Source organism: Pseudomonas sp. 86_A, from assembly GCF_017491705.1.
GTDB lineage: Bacteria > Pseudomonadota > Gammaproteobacteria > Pseudomonadales > Pseudomonadaceae > Aquipseudomonas > Aquipseudomonas koreensis.
The window spans coordinates 1-20611 of the sequence record NZ_JAFGYS010000025.1 but is presented as its reverse complement, the minus strand read 5'-3'; the positions used below and the strand labels follow the sequence as shown (position 1 = coordinate 20611).

General features: G+C 61.3%; 19 protein-coding genes. 14 read left to right on the top strand and 5 right to left on the bottom strand.

Annotated elements, in window-relative coordinates; translation table 11 throughout:
* Window positions 1-145: 145 nt before the first annotated feature.
* From J5M57_RS27165 to J5M57_RS27150, 4 genes are all read left to right on the top strand, one after another.
* Window positions 146-703 (top strand): hypothetical protein, encoded by a 558-nt coding sequence (locus J5M57_RS27165; protein ID WP_207847352.1) that lies wholly within the window; start codon window positions 146-148, stop codon window positions 701-703.
* Window positions 704-736: 33 nt separating this feature from the next.
* Entirely contained in the window at window positions 737-2014 is a 1278-nt protein-coding gene (locus tag J5M57_RS27160) for a flavohemoglobin expression-modulating QEGLA motif protein (protein WP_003222055.1), read from the top strand.
* Between the two features lie 153 nt (window positions 2015-2167).
* A complete protein-coding gene (locus J5M57_RS27155; protein WP_207847346.1) occupies window positions 2168-3073 on the top strand; it encodes an alpha/beta hydrolase in 906 nt (301 codons plus the stop codon).
* Window positions 3070-3399 (top strand): hypothetical protein, encoded by a 330-nt coding sequence (locus tag J5M57_RS27150; RefSeq protein ID WP_169841238.1) that lies wholly within the window; start codon window positions 3070-3072, stop codon window positions 3397-3399. Before J5M57_RS27155 ends, J5M57_RS27150 begins: the two co-directional genes overlap by 4 nt.
* Window positions 3400-3570: 171 nt before the next feature.
* Here the strand turns inward: J5M57_RS27150 and J5M57_RS27145 are convergent, their stop codons facing one another.
* The 3 genes from J5M57_RS27145 to J5M57_RS27135 form a co-directional block, all read right to left on the bottom strand.
* Entirely contained in the window at window positions 3571-4359 is a 789-nt protein-coding gene (locus J5M57_RS27145; protein WP_041063276.1) for an OmpA family protein, read from the bottom strand.
* A gap of 56 nt (window positions 4360-4415) precedes the next feature.
* Window positions 4416-4820 carry a DUF4398 domain-containing protein gene (locus J5M57_RS27140; protein ID WP_007964219.1) on the bottom strand — a complete coding sequence of 135 codons (405 nt, stop codon included), beginning with the start codon at window positions 4818-4820 and terminating at the stop codon, window positions 4416-4418.
* Between the two features lie 365 nt (window positions 4821-5185).
* Entirely contained in the window at window positions 5186-5530 is a 345-nt protein-coding gene (locus J5M57_RS27135; protein ID WP_064586154.1) for a hypothetical protein, read from the bottom strand.
* A gap of 212 nt (window positions 5531-5742) precedes the next feature.
* On the opposite strand from J5M57_RS27135, the gene ppc reads away from it, so the two are divergent.
* The 7 genes from ppc (at window position 5743) to J5M57_RS27100 (ending at window position 13095) form a co-directional block, all read left to right on the top strand.
* Window positions 5743-8373 carry a phosphoenolpyruvate carboxylase gene (gene ppc / locus J5M57_RS27130; protein ID WP_169841237.1) on the top strand — a complete coding sequence of 877 codons (2631 nt, stop codon included), beginning with the start codon at window positions 5743-5745 and terminating at the stop codon, window positions 8371-8373.
* A 290-nt stretch (window positions 8374-8663) separates the two neighbouring features.
* Window positions 8664-9314, top strand: a complete 651-nt coding sequence (gene adk, locus J5M57_RS27125) for an adenylate kinase (protein ID WP_169841236.1) — start codon at window positions 8664-8666, stop codon at window positions 9312-9314.
* A gap of 93 nt (window positions 9315-9407) precedes the next feature.
* The gene (tsaB, locus tag J5M57_RS27120; RefSeq protein ID WP_064586156.1) at window positions 9408-10082 is read left to right on the top strand and encodes a tRNA (adenosine(37)-N6)-threonylcarbamoyltransferase complex dimerization subunit type 1 TsaB; all 675 of its coding nucleotides are present in this window, start codon (window positions 9408-9410) and stop codon (window positions 10080-10082) included.
* A 298-nt stretch (window positions 10083-10380) separates the two neighbouring features.
* On the top strand, window positions 10381-10689 hold the full coding sequence (locus tag J5M57_RS27115; RefSeq protein WP_003222071.1) for a hypothetical protein: 309 nt from the start codon (window positions 10381-10383) through the stop codon (window positions 10687-10689).
* Window positions 10689-11549 (top strand): DUF72 domain-containing protein, encoded by an 861-nt coding sequence (locus tag J5M57_RS27110; protein WP_083366894.1) that lies wholly within the window; start codon window positions 10689-10691, stop codon window positions 11547-11549. Before J5M57_RS27115 ends, J5M57_RS27110 begins: the two co-directional genes overlap by 1 nt.
* Before the next feature lie 29 nt (window positions 11550-11578).
* The gene (locus J5M57_RS27105) at window positions 11579-12400 is read left to right on the top strand and encodes an isocitrate lyase/phosphoenolpyruvate mutase family protein (RefSeq protein WP_169841233.1); all 822 of its coding nucleotides are present in this window, start codon (window positions 11579-11581) and stop codon (window positions 12398-12400) included.
* 2 nt (window positions 12401-12402) lie between these two features.
* On the top strand, window positions 12403-13095 hold the full coding sequence (locus J5M57_RS27100) for an extensin family protein (protein ID WP_207847344.1): 693 nt from the start codon (window positions 12403-12405) through the stop codon (window positions 13093-13095).
* 4 nt (window positions 13096-13099) lie between these two features.
* On the opposite strand, the gene J5M57_RS27095 is transcribed toward J5M57_RS27100, so the two are convergent.
* A complete protein-coding gene (locus J5M57_RS27095; RefSeq protein ID WP_169841231.1) occupies window positions 13100-13720 on the bottom strand; it encodes an energy transducer TonB in 621 nt (206 codons plus the stop codon).
* 96 nt (window positions 13721-13816) lie between these two features.
* On the opposite strand from J5M57_RS27095, the gene J5M57_RS27090 reads away from it, so the two are divergent.
* Window positions 13817-14596: a class I SAM-dependent methyltransferase gene (locus tag J5M57_RS27090; protein ID WP_207847822.1), complete on the top strand. Its 780-nt coding sequence runs from the start codon at window positions 13817-13819 to the stop codon at window positions 14594-14596.
* A 118-nt stretch (window positions 14597-14714) separates the two neighbouring features.
* Here the strand turns inward: J5M57_RS27090 and J5M57_RS27085 are convergent, their stop codons facing one another.
* The gene (locus J5M57_RS27085) at window positions 14715-15350 is read right to left on the bottom strand and encodes a TetR/AcrR family transcriptional regulator (protein ID WP_169841230.1); all 636 of its coding nucleotides are present in this window, start codon (window positions 15348-15350) and stop codon (window positions 14715-14717) included.
* A gap of 94 nt (window positions 15351-15444) precedes the next feature.
* On the opposite strand from J5M57_RS27085, the gene J5M57_RS27080 reads away from it, so the two are divergent.
* Entirely contained in the window at window positions 15445-16545 is a 1101-nt protein-coding gene (locus J5M57_RS27080) for an efflux RND transporter periplasmic adaptor subunit (RefSeq protein ID WP_064586163.1), read from the top strand.
* 6 nt (window positions 16546-16551) lie between these two features.
* Window positions 16552-19623, top strand: a complete 3072-nt coding sequence (locus J5M57_RS27075) for an efflux RND transporter permease subunit (protein WP_207847342.1) — start codon at window positions 16552-16554, stop codon at window positions 19621-19623.
* The last annotated feature ends 988 nt before the right edge of the window (window positions 19624-20611 follow it).

Here is a 20611-nt window from a genome sequence, read left to right as displayed (position 1 = left end):
CTTTACCCTGTGGGAGCGAGCCTGCTCGCGAAGGCGGTCTGACCTTCAACATCTCTGTTGGTTGACACCCCGCTTTCGCGAGCAGGCTCGCTCCCACAGGGGGAATATGGCGATCTCAGGGCCGTGTATTCATAGGGAGTGTTGAATGAAAGCCTGGCGTGGCGTGCTGATCGCCTTGTCGTTCCTGCTGCTCAGCGGTTGTCTGGTGACCTTCAAGGACCCGCTGCCCGCCAGCGAGCCGGCGCCCAAGGGGCTGCTGGGCAAATGGGCGAGCACCAATGCCTGGGGCGAGCCGATGAACCTTGAGTTGACCCGGGTCGGCCCCGATCGCTATCAGGCCGTCACCTGGTTCAAGGCCAGACCCCACGAGCGCGAGGCGTATCCGTTTACCGTGTCGCACCATGGCAGTCGCTGGTACCTGTCGGCGAAAGTGCCGGCGCGTTATGGCGGGCAGTACACCATTGCCGGTTTCGAACTGACCGACAAACACGAGCTGGTGGTGTACAACCTCGACCTCGAGCAGATCAATCAGGCGATCAAGCAGCAAGCCCTCGACGGCCAGTCTTTCCAGACCGAAGACGATGGTGACGGCGTGCAGGTCGACAGCCGCCTCGACAAAGTCTTTGCTTACCTCGACGATCCGGCTAATTCCGATGTGTTCGTCGAGGCCGCGCGCTATCAGCGCCAGGCCCGCGCCAAATAATTCAGTACGTCACGTTTTCTACAGGAGTTTCGGGTGGACGATTACCAGCAGACGATACGCACGCTGTCCGATCGCATTGTGCTGGCGCAGACACCGATCCGCGTCCTCGATGCGGTGAAATGGGACGAGAACATCCGCAAGGGCTTTCTCAAGGCCAAGGGCAAGGAAATGCCGGCGGTGGATCGCGACTACTACCTCAATCGACCGCTGTCCTTCGATTCGAGCAAGGTCAAACTGGAATTCCAGAATATCGAGCGCGACATCACCCGCCAGCTCGGTCAGTTCAACCCGGTCGGGCAGATCATGCGGCGCATGTGCAAGGAATACCGGATGGTGGTGCGCATGCTTGAAGCGCGCGGCACCGAGGATTTCGGCCTGATCTCCCAGGAACTCTACGGCGCCGCCTCCGATGCGTTCCACGCCGGCGACCCGACCCTGGCCGACCTCGGCCTGATGATGTCCGATTACCTGAACAACATCGACGGCCGTGGCGACCTGAAGGACGAGCCGAAAATCCTCACTGCCAAGGACGCCGTGCACCTGCTGCAAACGCGCTTGAACAAGGTGTTCGGCGAGGCCGAGGAAACCATCCGCGTGTTCGAGTCCGACGGCATCGTTGCCGACGCGGCGGCGGGCGCCGATTACATCAAGATCCGCACTGACGCGCTGTTCAACGACCGCGATGTGCGTGCACTGGAAGTCCACGAAGGCCTGGTGCACGTCGGCACCACGCTCAATGGCTTGAACCAGCCGATCTGCACCTTCCTGTCCAAAGGCCCGCCCTCGTCGACGGTAACTCAGGAAGGCCTGGCGATCCTGATGGAAATCATCACCTTCGCCTCCTACCCGAGTCGCCTGCGCAAACTGACCAACCGCACTCGCGCCATTCACATGGTCGAGGAGGGCGCGGACTTTTTGCAGGTGTTCGAGTTCTTCCGCGAGCAGGGCTTCGAAATGGCCGAAAGCTACGGCAACGCCAGCCGGGTGTTCCGCGGCTCGACCCCGACCGGTCTGCCATTCACCAAAGACTTGTCCTACCTCAAAGGCTTTATCATGGTTTACAACTACATTCAGTTGGCCGTGCGCAAGGGCAAGCTTGAGCAGGTGCCGCTGCTGTTCTGCGGCAAGACCACGCTGGAGGACATGCGCACCCTGCGGCAGTTGGTGGATGAAGGCCTGGTGGTGCCACCGAAGTATCTGCCGGAACAGTTCCGCGACATGAACGCGCTGTCGGCGTGGATGTGCTTCTCCAACTTCCTCAATCACTTGAGCCTGGACCGGATCGAGGCGGATTATTCGAATATCCTCTAGACCACACGCCAACCCCCTGTAGGAGTGAGCCTGCTCGCGATAGCACTTGAGCATTCAACATTGATGTTGTCTGATTCACCGCTATCGCGAGCAGGCTCACTCCTACAGTTTTTGACTGTATTCCAACCCGAATCTTTTGCGAGGTTTCACCGGATGAGAATCCTCGGCATTTTTTGCCTGCTCCTGACCCTCGGCGGTTGCAGCTCGTTGTTGTTCTACCCCGAACCGGGCCAGATCTTCACCCCGGAAAAAGCCAAACTCCAATACCGCACCGTGACCCTGACCACGGCCGACGGGCTCAAGCTGAATGCCTGGTGGCTGCCGGCCAAACCTGGTGTCGAGGTCAAAGGCACGGTGCTGCACCTGCACGGCAACGGCGGCAATCTGCCGATGCACCTCGGCGGCAGTTGGTGGTTGCCGAAAAACGGCTATCAAGTGCTGCTGGTGGACTATCGCGGTTATGGCCTGTCCGAAGGCGAGCCGAGTCTGCCGGCGATCTATCAGGACATCGACGCCGCGTTCGCCTGGCTGGATCAGGCGCCGGAAGTCAAAGGCAAGCCGCTGATCCTGCTCGGCCAGAGCCTCGGCGGCTCGATGGCGGTGCATTGGCTGGCGCAGCATCCGCAGCGGCAGAAACAACTCAAAGCCTTCGTGCTCGACGGTGTGCCCGCCAGCTATCGCAGCGTCGGCCAGTACGCCCTCAGCACTTCATGGCTGACCTGGCCGTTTCAGGTGCCGCTGTCATGGCTGGTGCCGGACGGCGACAGCGCCATCAACTCGATGCCGCAGCTCAAGGGCGTGCCGAAACTGATCTTTCACAGCATCGACGACCCGCTGGTACCGCTTGCCAATGGCATCCGCCTGTACCAAGCGGCGCCACCACCCCGGGTGCTGCAATTGACCCGTGGCGGCCACGTGCAGACCTTCGGTGACCCGGTCTGGCGCCAGGTGATGCTGCGTTATCTGGACGACCCCGAACATTTCAACGGCCTGCGCCGCCTCGGCGAGATCCCGAATTATCCGCAATCTCCGAATTCTGAAGATGAGAGTCCGCAATGAGTGAAGAACGCAACGCCATCCCGCTGATCATCACCGGTATCTGCAGCATCCTCGGCACCGTCGGGGCGCTGTGGTACTACGGTTACCTGCACTTCGCCAAACCCGAGGATGCGCTGCTGCTCAACGAATTCACCATGCTCAAGACCGTGCCGGGCGAAGACTACAAGGTCTCGCTGGACCCGGCGCCGCAAGTGGCGCAGTGCATCGATGGCGTGCTGGTGTTGTTCGATACCGAGCAGAAGGGTTTGACCGGTGTGCTGATCAATGCGCAGAAAAAAGCCGTGCGCTGCATGGGGCAGGAAACCCCACAAAAACTCGAGCAATAACCCGATCCATTGTAGGAGTGAGCCTGCTCGCGATAGCGGTGTATCAGACAACATAGATATTGAATGTCAGACAGCTATCGCGAGCAGGCTCACTCCTACAGGGTTTTGTGTTCGTGCATGAAAAAGCCCCGCCTGACTGAGTCAGGCGGGGCTTTTACGTTACCGCGCTGCTTAGTTCGAGCTGACTGCCGAACGTGGCACCACTGGCTGGTTGTCGTTGGAAATGGTTACTTCCACACGACGGTTCATTGCACGGCCGGACACGCTGCCGTTATCAGCAACCGGGTATTCCTTGCCATAACCCTGAACCACGATGCGCGAAGGATCTACGCCCATCTTGATCAGTGCGACTTGTACCGAAGTTGCACGACGCTCGGACAGCGACTGGTTGTACGAAGCCGCGCCGGTGCTGTCGGTGTAACCCTCGACGATCACTTTGCGATCAGGGTTTTCCTGGAGGAATTGCGCCAGTTTGTTGATGTTTACCAAGCCGCTGGATTTCAGGTCAGCCTTGTTGGTGGCGAACAGCACGTCACCGAAAGTCACCAGCGTACCGCGATCGGTCTGCTTGGCGTTCAGGCTCTGCTGCAGCTGTTTGATCTGCTGGTCGCGAGCGTCCAGACGCGCCTGGGCACGTTGGGCGGCAGCGTTCTTCAGGTTGTTTTCAGCGGTGCGCAGGGCGATGGTCTGCTTGGCCACTTCCACGCGCTGGTTGGTCAGGTAAGCCAGTTGGTCAACCTTGGCCGCGTCTTGCTTGTCCAAGTAAGCCTTGTCGGCTTTGTCCAGGTAATCGCTGGCATCTTTGGTTTCCAGGGCAGCGACTTTGCTGGCCTGTGGGTTGGCCTGCAGGCCGGCGTAGTTGGTGCGCGCCTGTTCCAGGTTCGGGTTAGGCGGAGTGGAGCAGGCAGCCAGGGCAACGCTTGCAGCCAGGAGAGCGGGGATCATCAGTTGCTTACGCATAATTTGTCGTCCTTTCTATCGATAAAAGTTTCAGCTTTGCGATTCGGGATGCGCGCTTACTGCACGGTGCGCTGACTTTCCTGACGCAGTTCCTGAACACCTTTCTGGGAATCCTTGACAGCCTGTTCGGCCTTGGCGGCCTGAGCCTTGCGTTCTGCTACGCGAGCATCCCATTCAGCCTGCTCGGCGAGGGTGCGTGCTTGCTCATACTTCTTGTCGTGCATGGCGATTTCGGCTTGCTTGAGCTTGTCCTGAGCCTGCTTCATTTCCACTGCAGCGAACTCGGTACCGCCGGCACTCACGGCGCTGTTGACTGCCGATTGGGTCACGGCGTACTGCTCGGTCGGTGGGTTACCCGCGCAACCGGCCAGCACGAAGCTGGTGCCGATAGCCAGAGCAGCCAGTTTCAGACCGCGCAGGTGAGAGAACGAGGTTTGGGTCTTCATGGTCTTCAACTCCATTGTTTAACTCCTGATAAAACCGAAAATCCATCCTGGTCGAGGAGCCGCAAGCGTCGTGTAAAAGCGCGTTTTTGAAACGCTCGTTCCAGGCGTGGTTACAGCTTCCGACCGGAGGCGTTTTTCAAAAGTTCAGAAAAGATGGCCCATCGCCGCAAATTTTTTTGACTAAACGGACAAGGCTCTAAACCGGGAACTTTGGCGGTTCGCAGAGGTACGCGCGGGGAAAATCAGACAACTTTTCAACAGGAAACACGAGCCCTGTAGGAGTGAGCCTGCTCGCGATAGCGGTGTGTCAGTCAGCATCAATAGCCACTGACACACCGCTATCGCGAGCAGGCTCACTCCTACAGTTGATCTGTGTTGTGTCAGTGTTTCTGTTTACCGGTAGCCGTCGACAGATCCTGCAGATGCCGCCTCGACAGCGCCAGAAAACGCGGGGTCGGGCCGACGTCTTCGTATAGCGGATCGCCTTCTTCATCGGTGGCGACCACGGTCGAGCCTTTCACGTACGGCAGGCTCGCCTCGAACTCTTCAAGCGCGGCGCCGATCAGTTCGCCGAGCAGTTCTTCGGGGTGGCGTTTGGGATACATCTCGGCAATCGCCGCCAGCCGCGCGGCGGCCTCGACGTCCAGATGAATCGTGTAGCCGGTGTCGGTCAGGCGACCCTTGGCGTTTTCTTCCCAATGCTGGGCGAGTTCACGGATTTTCATGATGACCTCATTCGTGCCTGCTCGTGGCAGGCCTGGGTGAGTGTCCGGCGGGGCCGGCGGCAAGCCGTTGTGCGGCTTACTGTTGAGACTAGCTTCAAGCCACAAGGTTTAAAGTCCCTTCGTCGTCTGCTTGTAAGAAGCGCCGTAGAGCGGCACTCTCTGGGCAAAGCATTCGTTTCTGAGCCGTCCCGATTACCGCTGGAGAACTGCTGATGACTGATATTGATGCACGCTTGCGCGAGGACGTTCACCTTTTGGGTGAGCTGTTGGGCAATACCATCCGCGACCAGTACGGCGAGGAATTTCTCGACAAGATCGAGCAGATTCGCAAGGGCGCCAAGGCTGACCGGCGCGGCTCGATGGACGCCGAACTGAGCGCCAGCCTCAACCAGTTGAGCGAAGACGAATTGCTCCCGGTGGCGCGGGCGTTCAATCAGTTCCTCAATCTGGCGAACATCGCCGAGCAGTATCAGCTGATACACCGCCGCGAAGCGTCGCAGCCGGCGCCGTTCGAGTCCCGCGTGCTCCCGGAACTGCTCGCCCGCCTGCGCAACGAAGGCCACAGCGCCGAATCCCTGGCCCGGCAACTGGCGCGCCTGGAAATCGAACTGGTGCTGACCGCGCACCCGACCGAAGTGGCGCGGCGCACGCTGATCCAGAAGTACGATGCGATCGCTGCGCAACTCGCCGCGCAGGATCATCGCGACCTGACCAGCGCCGAGCGCGAACAGATCCACAACACCCTGCAACGGCTGATCGCCGAAGCCTGGCACACCGAAGAAATCCGCCGCACCCGGCCGACCCCGGTCGATGAAGCCAAGTGGGGTTTTGCGGTAATTGAGCACTCGCTGTGGCAGGCGATTCCCAACCACATGCGCAAGGCCGATCAGGCGTTGTTCGCCGCCACCGGCCTGCGTTTGCCGCTGGAGGCGGCGCCGATTCGCTTTGCCTCGTGGATGGGCGGCGACCGTGACGGCAATCCCAACGTCACCGCTGCGGTGACCCGCGAAGTGCTGTTGCTGGCGCGCTGGATGGCTGCCGATCTGTACCTGCGTGATGTCGATCATCTTGCTGCCGAGCTGTCGATGCAGCAGGCCAGCGACGCGCTCAAGGCCAAGGCCGGTGACAGTGCCGAACCTTATCGTGCGGTGCTCAAACAATTGCGCGAACGCCTGCGTGCCACGCGCAACTGGGCGCAGGCGTCGCTCAGCGCCAGCACACCGGCACCGGCCGACGTGCTGCACAACAACCGCGACCTGCTCGATCCGCTGGAGCTGTGCTTCAACTCGCTGCACGAGTGCGGCATGGGCGTGATCGCCGACGGGCCGTTGCTCGATTGCCTGCGGCGGGCAGTGACCTTCGGCCTGTTCCTGGTGCGCCTCGATGTGCGCCAGGACTCGACGCGGCACAGTTCGGCGATGACCGAAATCACCGATTACCTCGGCCTCGGTCGCTACGAAGACTGGGACGAAGAACAACGCATCAGCTTCCTGACCCGCGAATTGAGCAATCGCCGGCCACTGCTGCCGGCGCATTTCAAGCCGTCCGCCGACACCGCCGAAGTGCTCGCCACCTGCAAGGAAATCGCTGCCGCACCGAGCGCTTCGCTGGGTTCTTACGTGATCTCGATGGCGGGCGCCGCCTCCGACGTGCTGGCCGTGCAACTGCTGCTCAAAGAGTCCGGGGTGCTGCGGCCGATGCGCGTGGTGCCGCTGTTTGAAACCCTCGCCGACCTCGACAATGCCGGACCGGTGATGGAGCGTCTGTTGCTGCTGCCGGGGTATCGCGCCAGGTTGCAGGGGCCGCAGGAAGTGATGATCGGGTATTCCGACTCGGCCAAGGACGCCGGCACCACGGCGGCGGCATGGGCACAATACCGGGCGCAGGAACGCTTGGTGGACATCTGTCGTGAACAGCAAGTCGAACTGCTGCTGTTCCACGGTCGCGGTGGCACCGTGGGCCGTGGCGGCGGCCCGGCGCACGCGGCGATCCTGTCGCAGCCACCGGGGTCGGTGGCGGGGCGCTTCCGCACCACCGAGCAGGGGGAAATGATTCGATTCAAATTCGGCCTGCCGGACATCGCCGAGCAGAACCTCAACCTGTATCTGGCCGCCGTGCTCGAAGCGACGCTGTTGCCGCCGCCACCACCGACGCCCGAGTGGCGGCACCTGATGGATGAACTGGCCGCCGACGGCGTCGCCGCGTATCGCGCGGTGGTGCGGGAGAATCCACAGTTCGTCGAGTACTTCCGCCAGTCCACGCCGGAGCAGGAATTGGGGCGCTTGCCGTTGGGCAGCCGCCCGGCCAAACGCCGCGCCGGCGGCATCGAAAGCCTGCGGGCGATTCCGTGGATCTTCGGCTGGACCCAGACCCGCCTGATGTTGCCGGCCTGGCTCGGGTGGGAAACTGCATTGAGCAAGGCGCTGGAGCGGGGTGAAGGCGAACTGCTCGGGCAGATGCGCGAACAATGGCCGTTCTTCCGCACGCGCATCGACATGTTGGAAATGGTCCTGGCCAAGGCCGACGCCGACATTGCGCTGTCTTACGATCAGCGTCTGGTCGAGCCGGACCTGCTGCCGTTGGGCGCGCAGTTACGCGACCTATTGTCGCAGGCGTGCGCGGTGGTGCTCGGCTTGACCGGCCAGTCGCAGCTGCTGGCACATAGCCCCGACACCCTGGAATTCATCCGTCTGCGCAACACCTACCTCGACCCGCTTCATCTATTGCAGGCCGAACTGCTGGCCCGTTCACGGCAGCAGGATGTCGAGCAGGGCAGCCCGGTGGAGCAGGCGCTGCTGGTGTCTGTGGCGGGGATTGCCGCCGGTTTGCGCAATACCGGCTAAGGTTCTTGCGGTGGCGTCAGGCACCCGGTGCACAGGCCGGGTGCCGCTTTGTACACAGGCAGAACGTGCGGGCAGGCGACAGTTAATGATGGGGTTGCGACTTGGGTTACCGCGTCGCAAGGTCGCGGCGGGCGCCGGTTTCTCCGACTTTTGGCGTCTTGTGTGGGCGCAGCCTGCTGTGTATCTTGATCAGCCTTTGGCCGTTTGTGCGGCCACGACCCGTTTTTTTGAGATTGGCCCAAAGAGGCGAATCCCGTTGTTTTCTATATAAAAAATTGAGGAGCACATCGATGCGCGTCATTCTGCTGGGAGCTCCCGGGGCCGGTAAAGGTACTCAGGCTAAGTTCATCACCGAGAAATTCGGCATTCCGCAAATCTCCACCGGCGACATGCTGCGTGCTGCGGTCAAGGCTGGCACTCCACTGGGCGTTCAAGCCAAGAGCATCATGGATGCCGGCGGCCTGGTGTCGGATGACCTGATCATCGCGCTGGTGCAGGATCGCATCGCTCAACCAGACTGCGCCAAAGGCTTTCTGTTCGACGGTTTCCCGCGCACCATTCCACAGGCCGAAGCATTGGTGAATGCCGGTGTCGAGCTGGACGCTGTGGTTGAAATCGCTGTTGAAGACGAGGAAATCGTTCAGCGCATTGCCGGTCGTCGCGTTCACGAGGCCAGCGGCCGCGTTTACCACATCGTCTACAACCCGCCGAAAGTGGCTGGCAAAGACGACGTCACCGGCGACGATCTGGTGCAGCGCAAGGACGACACCGAAGAAACCGTGCGTCATCGCCTGTCGGTTTACCATTCGCAGACCAAGCCATTGGTTGAGTTCTATCAGAAGCTATCGGTGAAAAACGATGGCAAGCCGAAGTACAGCCACATCCCGGGCGTTGGTTCGGTCGAAGCGATCACCGCCAAGGTGCTCGAAGCGCTGAGCTGAAAAAGCTGATTGGCTGCATCATCCACGGCCCGCTTGCGGGCCGTAGTTGTTTATACTGACGCACTTTTTCTCCCACCTGTTTTGGATACATCGATGAGCACCTTGCTGGCCCTGGACACCGCGACCGAAGCTTGCTCCGTTGCCTTGCTGCATGACGGCAAGGTCACGAGCCATTACGAGGTGATCCCGCGTCTGCACGCGCAGAAGCTGCTGCCGATGATCCAGCAATTGCTGGCCGACGCCGGCACTACGCTGCAAGCGGTGGACGCCATCGCGTTTGGGCGTGGTCCGGGCGCGTTCACCGGGGTGCGGATCGCCATCGGTGTGGTGCAGGGCCTGGCGTTTGCCCTGGATCGTCCGGTGTTGCCGGTGTCGAACCTGGCGGTGCTGGCGCAGCGTGCGTATCGCGAACACGGCGTGAGCCAGGTCGCGGCGGCCATCGATGCGCGGATGGATGAAGTGTATTGGGGCTGCTACCGCGAGACGGCCGGCGAGATGCGTCTGGTCGGTGCCGAAGCGGTACTGCCACCGGAAGTGGCGGCGCTGCCGGCCGATGCCAGCGGCGAATGGTTCGGTGCCGGTACCGGTTGGGGCTACGGCGAGCGGATCGCGGTCAGTCTGTCCGGTCAGGACGCCGGCATGCTGCCTCACGCGGAAGACCTGCTGACCCTGGCGCGGTTTGCCTGGGAACGCGGCGAGTCGATCCCGGCCGATGATGCGCAACCGGTTTATCTGCGCGATAAGGTCGCCACTCCCAAGGCTCGCTGATTTATCTGGATGTTTTCAGTTCCCCTGTGGCGAGGGAGCTTGCTCCCGCTCGGCTGCGCAGCAGTCGTAGACCTTTCTGCCACAGACGGTGACATTGTTGGGGCCGCTTCGCAGCCCAGCGGGAGCAAGCTTCCTCACCACAAAAGCCTTCTGCGAATCTTCTCACGGCTGCCAATCGTCAGTTTCCAACCCCTCGCTTTAAACCTTTTTCGCTTTATGTGTTCTAGTTATCACTCGGCAGTTTGCTAAGTCGGTCAGGTGCCGCTAAATTGCCATCATCGATACCGAGCATGAACTTATGCGTATAGACGGCCTTTCCTCTCAGTCTTACCCCATCAAGCGCAAGCCTCGCAAAGGCAACGTGGCGCTGGATGAGTCCGTCGACGATATCGACGGCGAGCTGGAATTCCCGACCGAAGAGCAACTGGCCGCCCGTGCTGCCAAAGCCTCCGCACAACGCCTCGCTAATCTGCCCGCCCGTCAGCAAGACATGATTTATCACCGTGCCATGAGCAAAAGCGTAGCGATGGCCCTGGCCAGCTACCTGAGCACCGCCGGTTTTGTCGATTGGGATGCGGATGTGCTGGGCCTCGATCTGTACATCTGATGGCGCTGCCTTACTACCTCGGTTGCCCGTCCTGGAGCGAAAACGCCTGGCGCGAGTATCTGTACCCCGAGGACGCCAAGACCTCCGATTTTCTCAGTCTCTATTCGCAAGTGTTCAACGCCGTGGAAGGCAACACGACCTTCTACGCCAGCCCCTCGCCGGCCACCGTGCAGCGTTGGGCCGAGACCATGCCCGAACACTTTCGCTTCACCGCCAAATTCCCCGGCGACATCAGCCACAGTGGTGACCTGCGCGATCAACTGACCGCCGCCGAAACCTTCGTCAACCTGCTCAGCCCGCTCGGCGAACGTGTCTCGCCGCTATGGCTGCAACTGTCGAAAAGCTTTACCCCGCATCGGTTGCCCGAGCTGACTGCGTTCATCGACGCGCTGGACCGGCCACTGGCGGTGGAAGTGCGCCACGAGCAGTTCTTCGCCAAGGGCGAGAGCGAGCGCCTGCTCAATCGCCTGCTGCTGGAGCGCGGGGTGGAGCGCATCTGCCTCGATCCACGGGCGTTGTTCAGTTGCCTGTCGACCGAGTCTTCGGTGATCCACGCGCAATCGAAAAAGCCCCGGGTGCCGACCCGTCCGGCGGCGTTCACCCAATGCCCGCAGGTGCGTTTCATCGGCCATCCCGAGCTTGAGGCCAACGACCCGTTCCTGGTGCCGTGGGTGTCGAAAATCGCCGAGTGGATCGAAGAGGGCCGCACGCCGTACATCTTCCTGCACACCGCCGACAACATCATGGCGGCGAAGCTGGCGCAACGTTTTCACGCACAATTGATGCAACGTTTGCCTGGCCTGCCATCCCTGCCTGAGCTATACAGAGAACCCGCCGCCGAGCAACTTGGCCTGCTCTGAGGCGGATGACTACTGCCAGGAGTTCGCCAATGGATGCGCAAACCCGTAAAGCCCACGCCTTCAAAGCCCTGCATGAGCAATCGGGGATTTTCGTCATGCCCAATCCATGGGATGCAGGTTCCGCGAAGATGCTCGCAAGCATCGGCTATCCGGCGTTGGCGACCACCAGCGCCGGTTATGCGTTTTCCCAAGGCAAGGCCGACGGCGCCTTGAGTCTCGATGAGACTCTGGCCAATGTCCGGGCGATTGTTGCGGCGACCGATCTGCCGGTGGCGGTGGATCTGGAAAACGGTTTTGCCGATGACCCGGCCGAGTGCGCGAAGAGCCTGTTGCGCGCCGCCGAAGCGGGCGCGGTAGGCGGTTCGATCGAGGACGCCACGGGCCGTGCCGACGCGCCGATCTATTGCTTCGAACACGCCGTGGCGCGCATCGAAGCCGCCGTCGCTGCTGTGCGCTCGCTGCCCTTTCCCTTCACCCTGACCGCCCGCGCCGAAAACTACCTGCACGGCAACGCCGATATCCACGACACCATTCGCCGCCTGCAGGCCTTTGCCGAGGCCGGCGCCGACGTGTTGTACGCGCCGGGTCTGCGCAATGCCGAAGAAGTGCTGGCGGTGGTGCGCGCAGTGGCGCCGAAACCGGTCAACGTGTTGATGTCCGGCGGTTTGCAACTGACGGTGCAGCAGCTGGAAGAAATGGGCGTGCGGCGCATCAGTACCGGTTCGGCCTTGGCGCTGGCGGCGTTCGGCGAGTTTTTCCGTGCGGCTGAAGAGATCCAGCACAGCGGCACCTTTGGCTTCACCTCGCAATCGATGCCGTACGCCAAGGCCAACCAGTTTTTCAAAGGCTGAGCGTGGGTCGCTGGATCGCGCTGTCGATACTGCTGATCATCGCCGGGGCCGTGGTCAGTGTCTGGCGCGGTTGGCTCGACGTGCCGACCGAGTGGAACCCGTGGGCGCCGCTGGACGTGAAGGTCGCGCCGAACTGGCTGACCGGTTTCAAACTGATGCGCCTGCGCGGCAATCCCGAGTTATGCGCACAAGTCCTGAGCAGCTCGGGTCTGCGCGTCACAGCGCAAGCCGACAGCCCTGACGCCAAGTGCCCGCTGATCGGCGCCGTGCGCGTGCAGGGCGGCGAGGTGGCGTTGAGCAGCAGCTTCCTCGCCAGTTGTCCGCTGGCGGTGGCTTACGCGATGTTTGAACGGCATACCCTGCAACCTGCCGCACAGTCTGTTTATGGTCAGCGGGTGGCGCGGCTCGAGCACCTTGGCAGCTTTGCCTGCCGCAACGTCTATAACCGAGAGAGCGGGGCGCTCAGCCGTCACGCCAGTGCCGATGCGCTGGACATCGCCGGTTTTCGTCTGGCAGACGGACGCAGCATCAGCGTGCTCAAGGACTGGCCGAAACAAAATCAGGACGCACAGTTTCTGCGGCAGGTGCGCGACGGCGCCTGCAAGGCGTTCAGTGTGGTGTTGAGCCCGGATTACAACGCCGCCCATCGCAATCACTTTCATGTCGATGTTGGGCGCTGGAGCGTGTGTCGCTGAGGGATCAGGCGGCGAGGCGCAGGTTCTGCAGGACGATCGGGCGTGCCCACCCGTTATCGAAGTCCAGCGCTTTCTGCTGCTCGACGATTTCTTCCGGCGGGAACGGCGGGTAAGGCTTCTGCAGCAGGTCGAGGTCGAATTCGGCAATCGGCAGGTACAGCGGCTTTTTCTGTGGCGCCGGGCCAGGCTCTGGCACAGGCTGACCGTTGTTGACCACGATCGGGCGGACCCAACTGCTGTCGAAATCCTGCTGCGCCTGCTGAGCTTGCAGTTCTTCTGGCGGGAACGGTGGGAATGGCTTGTCCAGCAGTTCCATTTCGAACTCGGCAATCGGCAGGAACAGCGGCTCCGGCGGACGCACTTCGGTGTCGACCACATCACACTGACGTTGCTCGACGATGTGCGCGTGCAGCTCGCTGCCCAGGGTCGGTTCTTCCGGGCTGTTCAGGTCAACCGGCGGAAACGTGCCACAGGCCGGCACCACATCACTCGTCTGTTCGGCCAGGGCCTGGGCAAAGAAATCCTGCCACAGGTGGCTGACGCCGCTCAGTGCTTGAGTGTTATGACGGCTAAAGTCGCCATGGGGCGAGATGTAGCCAATCGATGTGGGAAGAATGCCTGACATTTTTTTCGGTTGACGCTCAGCTCTGGCAAAATGTGCGTTGATTGGTTTATCGGCCACTTTTTGCCGATCCTTAACTTTTTTGAGCGTGTTTTCATGATTGAGCAACCCGCGGCCTGCCGCATCCATGTCCAGGCCTTGAGCCCGACGTTTGAAGCGCAAGCCGAGCAGTGGGCCGAGCGTCTGGGCCTGCCGATGCAAGTGGCCGACGGCGAGTTCGCCCTGCAACTGGGCGAGCAGGGTTTGCAGCTGCAACAGCTCGGCCCGGATGCACCGGGGCCGGTGCGGGTCGATTTCGTCGAGGGTGGTGCGGCGCACCGGCGTCTGTACGGTGGCGGCAGCGGGCAGATGATCGCCAAGGCGGTCGGTATCGCCCAGGGCGTGCGTCCACGGGTGCTGGATGCTACGGCGGGGTTGGGCAAGGATGCGTTCGTGCTGGCCAGTCTGGGCTGCGAGATGAGCCTGATCGAGCGGCAGCCGCTGATCGGTGCGTTGCTCGAGGACGGTCTGACGCGGGCGGCGGCAGATTTCGACGTGGCGCCGATTGTCGCGCGGATGAAGTTGCTCAAGGGCAACTCGATCGAGGTCATGCGCAACTGGGAGGGCGAGCCGCCACAGGTGATCTACCTCGACCCGATGTTCCCGCATCGCGAGAAGACGGCGCTGGTGAAAAAGGAAATGCGCCTGTTCCGCCCGCTGGTCGGGGATGATCCGGATGCGCCGGCGCTGCTGGAGGCGGCACTGGCACTGGCGACGCACCGCGTGGTGGTCAAGCGCCCGCGCAAGGCACCGTGTATCGAAGGGCCGAAGCCGAGCCATGCGCTGGATGGCAAATCCAGTCGGTATGACATCTACCCGAAGAAAGCGCTCAAGCCCTGAAACCGAGTCGCCCCCCTTCGCGAGCAGGCTCACTCCTACATTGGATTCGTGTACGCCACAAATCCCATGTAGGAGTGAGCCTGCTCGCGATGGGGCCAGTCCAGACAACGCAAAACTTCTAGGGCCGATACGCCCGCATAAACAACCCCACCACCTCCTGCACATGACTCTCTGCAGCTTCTTCGCTCAGCGGCTCACCGCAGCAATACAGCAAACGAAAATTCCCCGCGCCCTTGATCAGGCAGAAGAAATGCTCGGCCGCGTTGCGTGGCTGGTCGATGCTCAGCGCGCCGGTCTCGTCGATGCGCTTCAGCAGCCGCTCCATCCCTTGCACCATGCGCTCGGGGCCGGCCTCGAAAAAGATCTGCGACAGCTTCGGGTCCTGCGTCCCCAGTGCCATCATCAAGCGGTGCAGATTCACCGACTCATCGCTGTTGATCAGCTGGTGAAAGCCCCGCGCAATGTTCAGCAACACATTTTCCACGGCGATGCCGGCGGGCAATTCGAAGAACAGCGGCGGTAATTGCTCCTCGCATTTGGCCATCACGGCCGAAGAGAACAGCGTTTCCTTGTCGTTGAAATGGCTGTAAACGGTCAACTTCGACACGCCGGCCTCGGCGGCGACCGCGTCCATGCTGGTGTTGGCGTAGCCGTGACTCAGAAACAGGGTTTTCGCCGCATCGAGGATCGCCCGGCGCTTGGCCGGATCCTTCGGACGGCCCGGGCCGTTTGGAGCTGCAAGATTGTTCGACATTCTTCGCTTTTAATACTGGACTGGTGAGTTTGCTATTAATACCATACCGGCCAGTATAAATATTCCAAGCACCATTAGCGAAAGGTCCGTCACCATGTTCCGCCATGCGTTGTCCTTTGCCGTGCCAGTCAGCCTGGCCTTTTTATTGTCCGCATGCGGTCAGGAAGAGGCGGCGCAAGTCAGCATTCGACCGGCCATGGTGGTGCAGCCAGAGCCTTCGGCGCAGGCGATGGAAAGTTATCCGGGGGAGGTTCGTGCCCGCTACGAACCGGATCTGGCGTTCCGCATCGGCGGCAAAGTCAGCCGACGACTGGTCGAAGAAGGTCAGCGGGTGAAGGCCGATCAGCCACTGGCCGAACTCGATCCGCAGGACGTGCGCCTGCAATTGGAAGCCACCCGTGCACAGGTCGCCGCTGCCGAAGCCAATCTGAACCTGGTGCGTGCCGAGCGTGATCGCTACAAGACCTTGATGGAGCGGCAGATGGTCAGCCGTTCCGCCTACGACAACGCGGAAAACCTCTATCGCTCCGGCGAAGCCCGCCTCAAGCAGATCAAAGCCGAATTCAACGTCTCGACCAACCAGGCCAGCTACGCCGTGCTGCGCGCACCGCAGGATGGCGTGGTGGCCAAGCGTGCGGTGGAAGTCGGGCAAGTGGTCGCTGCCGGGCAAACCGTGTTCACCCTCGCCACCGATGGCGAGCGCGAAGTGTCGATCAGCCTGCCGGAGCAGAGCTTCGGGCGCTTCAAGGTCGGGCAGCCCGTGACTGTTGAATTGTGGACCCAGCAGAACCAGCGCTTTGCAGGGCAGATCCGTGAGCTGTCGCCGGCGGCCGATCCGAAGTCCCGCACCTTCGCTGCGCGCATCGCGTTCACCAGCGGCAAGGTCCCGGCCGAACTCGGTCAGAGCGCCCGGGTATTTGTTCAGTCGGCCGATGCCGTGCCGTTGTCAGTGCCGCTCTCGGCGCTGACCGCGGAAAACGGCGCGACCTACGTCTGGGTCGTCAGCGCTAACAACACCTTGAAAAAGACCCCGGTGCGCGTCGGCCCGTTCGGCGAGAAAAGCGTCCCGGTGCTCGAAGGCCTGAGCGCCAGCGACTGGGTGGTCGCCGCCGGCGTTCATGTGCTGCTCGAAGGTCAGCAGGTGCGTCCGGTGGATCGCTCCAATCGTGCCGTTCATCTGGCGGACAAGGAGTAACCCCCGATGCGCTTCAACCTTTCCGAATGGGCGCTGCGTAATCGCCAGATCGTACTGTTCCTGATGCTTTTGCTGGCCATCGTCGGCGCTTTGTCCTACACCAAACTGGGCCAGAGCGAAGACCCGCCGTTCACCTTCAAGGCCATGGTGATCCAGACCCGCTGGCCGGGCGCGACCGCGCAGGAAGTCTCGCGTCAGGTCACCGAACGGATCGAAAAGAAACTGATGGAAACCGGCGAGTACGAACGCATCGTGTCGTTCTCCCGCCCGGGTGAATCCCAGGTCACCTTCATTGCCCGCGACTCCATGCATTCGGTGGACATCCCCGACCTCTGGTATCAGGTGCGCAAGAAGGTCAGCGACATTCGCCAGACCTTGCCGCCGGGGATTCAGGGGCCGTTTTTCAACGACGAATTCGGCACCACGTTCGGCAACATCTATGCGCTGAGCGGCGACGGTTTCGACTACGCGGTGCTCAAGGATTACGCCGACCGTATCCAGATCCAGCTGCAACGGGTCAAGGATGTCGGCAAGGTCGATCTGCTCGGTTTGCAGGACGAGAAGATCTGGGTCGAGCTGTCCAACGTCAAACTCGCCACCCTCGGCTTGCCGCTGGCCGCCGTGCAGCAGGCGCTGGAAGAACAGAACGCGGTGTCCACCGCCGGCTTCTTCGAAACCGGTAGCGAGCGCTTGCAACTGCGGGTCTCGGGGAATTTCCGGACCGTGGACGAGATCAAGAACTTCCCGATCCGGGTCGGTGACCGGACGTTCCGCATTTCCGATGTCGCCGATGTGCATCGCGGGTTCAACGACCCGCCAGCGCCGCGCATGCGCTTCATGGGCGAAGACGCCATTGGCCTCGCGGTGGCGATGAAGGACGGCGGCGATATTCTGGTGCTGGGCAAGGCGCTGGAAGGCGAGTTCTCGCGTCTGCAGAAAAACCTGCCGGCCGGCATGCAACTGCGCAAAGTGTCCGACCAACCGGCAGCGGTGAAAACCGGGGTTGGCGAGTTTGTCCAGGTGCTGGTCGAGGCGCTGGCGATCGTGTTGCTGGTGAGCTTCTTCTCCCTTGGTGTGCGCACCGGCATGGTGGTCGCGCTGACCATTCCGCTGGTGCTGGCGATGACGTTCGCCTGCATGTATTACCTCGGCATCGGCCTGCACAAGATTTCCCTCGGCGCGCTGGTGCTGGCGCTGGGCTTGCTGGTGGACGACGCGATCATCGCCGTGGAAATGATGGCGATCAAAATGGAGCAGGGCTTCGACCGGATCAAGGCGGCGAGCTACGCCTGGACCAGCACCGCGTTCCCGATGCTCACCGGTACGCTGATCACCGCCGCAGGCTTTTTGCCGATCGCCACGGCGCAGTCCGGCACTGGCGAATACACCCGCTCGATCTTCCAGGTGGTGACCATCGCGTTGCTCGCCTCGTGGGTGGCCGCGGTGATGTTCGTGCCGTATCTGGGGGAAAAACTCCTGCCGGACCTGGCGAAGATTCACGCCGCCAAACACGGTACGGCTGACGGCCACGCGGACCCGTATGGCACGCCGTTCTATCAGCGGGTTCGGCGCCTGGTGGCGTGGTGCGTTACGCACCGCAAGACCGTGATTGTGGCGACGGTGGGGCTGTTCATCGCGTCGGTGATGCTGTTCCGTTTCGTGCCGCAGCAGTTCTTCCCGGCCTCCAATCGACTGGAGTTGATGGTCGATCTGAAATTGGCCGAAGGCGCGTCGCTGGCCAACACTACGGCCGAGGTCAAACGCCTGGAAGCGATGCTCAAGGATCACGCCGGCATCGATAACTATGTGGCGTATGTCGGCACCGGTTCGCCGCGTTTCTACCTGCCGCTGGACCAACAACTGCCGGCCGCGAGCTTCGCCCAGTTTGTGGTGCTGGCGAAAAACATCGAGGAGCGCGAGACCCTGCGCACGTGGTTGATCAGCACCTTGAACGAGCAGTTTCCGGCCTTGCGCTCGCGGGTGACACGTCTGGAAAACGGCCCGCCGGTTGGCTATCCGGTGCAGTTCCGTGTCACGGGTGAACACATCGACGAAGTCCGCGCGCTGGCGCGCAAAGTGGCGGCCAAGGTTCGCGAGAACCCACACGTGGTCAATGTGCACCTGGACTGGGAAGAACCGAGCAAGGTGGTGTACCTGAACATCGATCAGGACCGTGCCCGGGCGTTGGGCGTGAGCACGGCCAATCTGGCGAAATTCCTTCAGAGTTCGCTGACGGGTTCGAGTGTCAGCCAGTACCGCGAAGACAATGAATTGATCGAGATTCTGCTGCGCGGCACGGTGCATGAACGCACCGAGTTGTCGTTGCTGCCGAGCCTCGCGGTGCCGACCGATAACGGTCGCAGTGTGGCGTTGTCGCAGATTGCCACGCTGGAATACGGCTTTGAGGAAGGCGTCATCTGGCATCGCAATCGTCTGCCGACGGTGACGGTGCGTGCGGACATTTATGGCAAGGAGCAGCCGGCGACGCTGGTCAAGCAGATCGCTCCCACACTTGATCCGGTTCGCGCCGAATTGCCTGATGGTTACTTGCTGGAAGTTGGCGGTACGGTGGAGGATTCGGAGCGGGGGCAGAAGTCGGTGAATGCCGGGGTGCCGATGTTCATTGTGGTGGTGCTGACCTTGCTGATGGTGCAATTGCGCAGTTTTTCGCGTACGGCGATGGTGTTTCTGACGGCGCCGCTGGGGTTGATCGGGGTGGTGCTGTTTCTGATGGTGTTCCGGCAGCCGTTCGGGTTTGTGGCGATGCTGGGGACGATTGCGCTGTCGGGGATGATCATGCGCAACTCGGTGATTCTGGTTGATCAGATCGAGCAGGATATTGCTTCGGGGTTGACGCCTTGGGAGGCGATTATCGAGGCGACGGTGCGGCGGTTTCGGCCGATCGTGTTGACGGCTTTGGCGGCGGTGCTGGCGATGATTCCTTTGTCGCGCAGTGTGTTTTTTGGGCCGATGGCGGTGGCGATTATGGGGGGGTTGATTGTGGCTACGGCGTTGACGCTGTTGTTTTTGCCTGCTTTGTATGCGGCTTGGTTCCGGGTTCGCAAAGACTCCGTTTGATTTGAGGTTTGCGTGGCGGCCTTCGGGCCGACCATGCTCTGGTTGTTCTTTGTGAATATCCGTTGTTTTGGGTGCTGCCGCTGGCGGTTCCGCTCTTACAGCGGGTCACTTTTTCAAACGCCAAAAAGTAACCAAAACGCTGGGCCCCGGCGTTCGGCCCTCGCCGTGGCTCGGGTTCCTTCGTTACGGGGTTCATCCGGGGGCATCGCCTACGGTTTGCTTCGCTGCACCTCCTCTCGATGTGTTTGGCTTCGCCAAACGGTCGCTGCGCTCCCACCCCCGGATAAACCCCTCCACTCAGCCTGCCGAAGGGGCCTTTCAGATCAAGAGCTGCAGCCGAGCTAACGCTCATCCTGTTGAGTGGTGAAGAGCGTGCGGTCGGCTTTTGCTTTTCTGTAGGAGTGAGCCTGCTCGCGATGGCGGCCTGACAGCCGACCAGTCTCCAGCTGAATGCACCCAATCCAACTGTAGGAGTGAGCCTGCTCGCGATGGCGGCCTGACAGCCGACCAATCTCCAACTGAACGCACCCAATCTCTGTAGGAGCTGCCGAAGGCTGCGATCTTTTGACCTTGGCTTTTCAAAATCAAAAGCCAGATCCAAAGATCGCAGCCTTCGGCAGCTCCTGCATTGAGTCTGGTTGTGTTTAAGGGTGTGTGAAAAAACCAGAACCTTCCCACAAGGTTTTCAGGTTGCCCGTCGGACGCGCGATCTCTAGCCTGAGTCTGTCGCTGCAAAAATCAGCGACCGGGTTTCGCAGCCCGGTTAAACTTCAGACGCACAGCGTCCACCATCCGAAAGCGGGCGCTTTTTTGTGCCTGTGTCATGGCGGTTGTGCGCGGGATACCTTCGGGTATGCCGGGTGCCTGAAGTCCCGGTCTGCGAACCTGCGTACAGCTGCCACCCTACATTCGTTTCGCAGCGAACTGTGGCGGCTCCACTACTTCAGGAGTTCCACCATGTTCAAACACACCCCCAACCCCCCAGAAC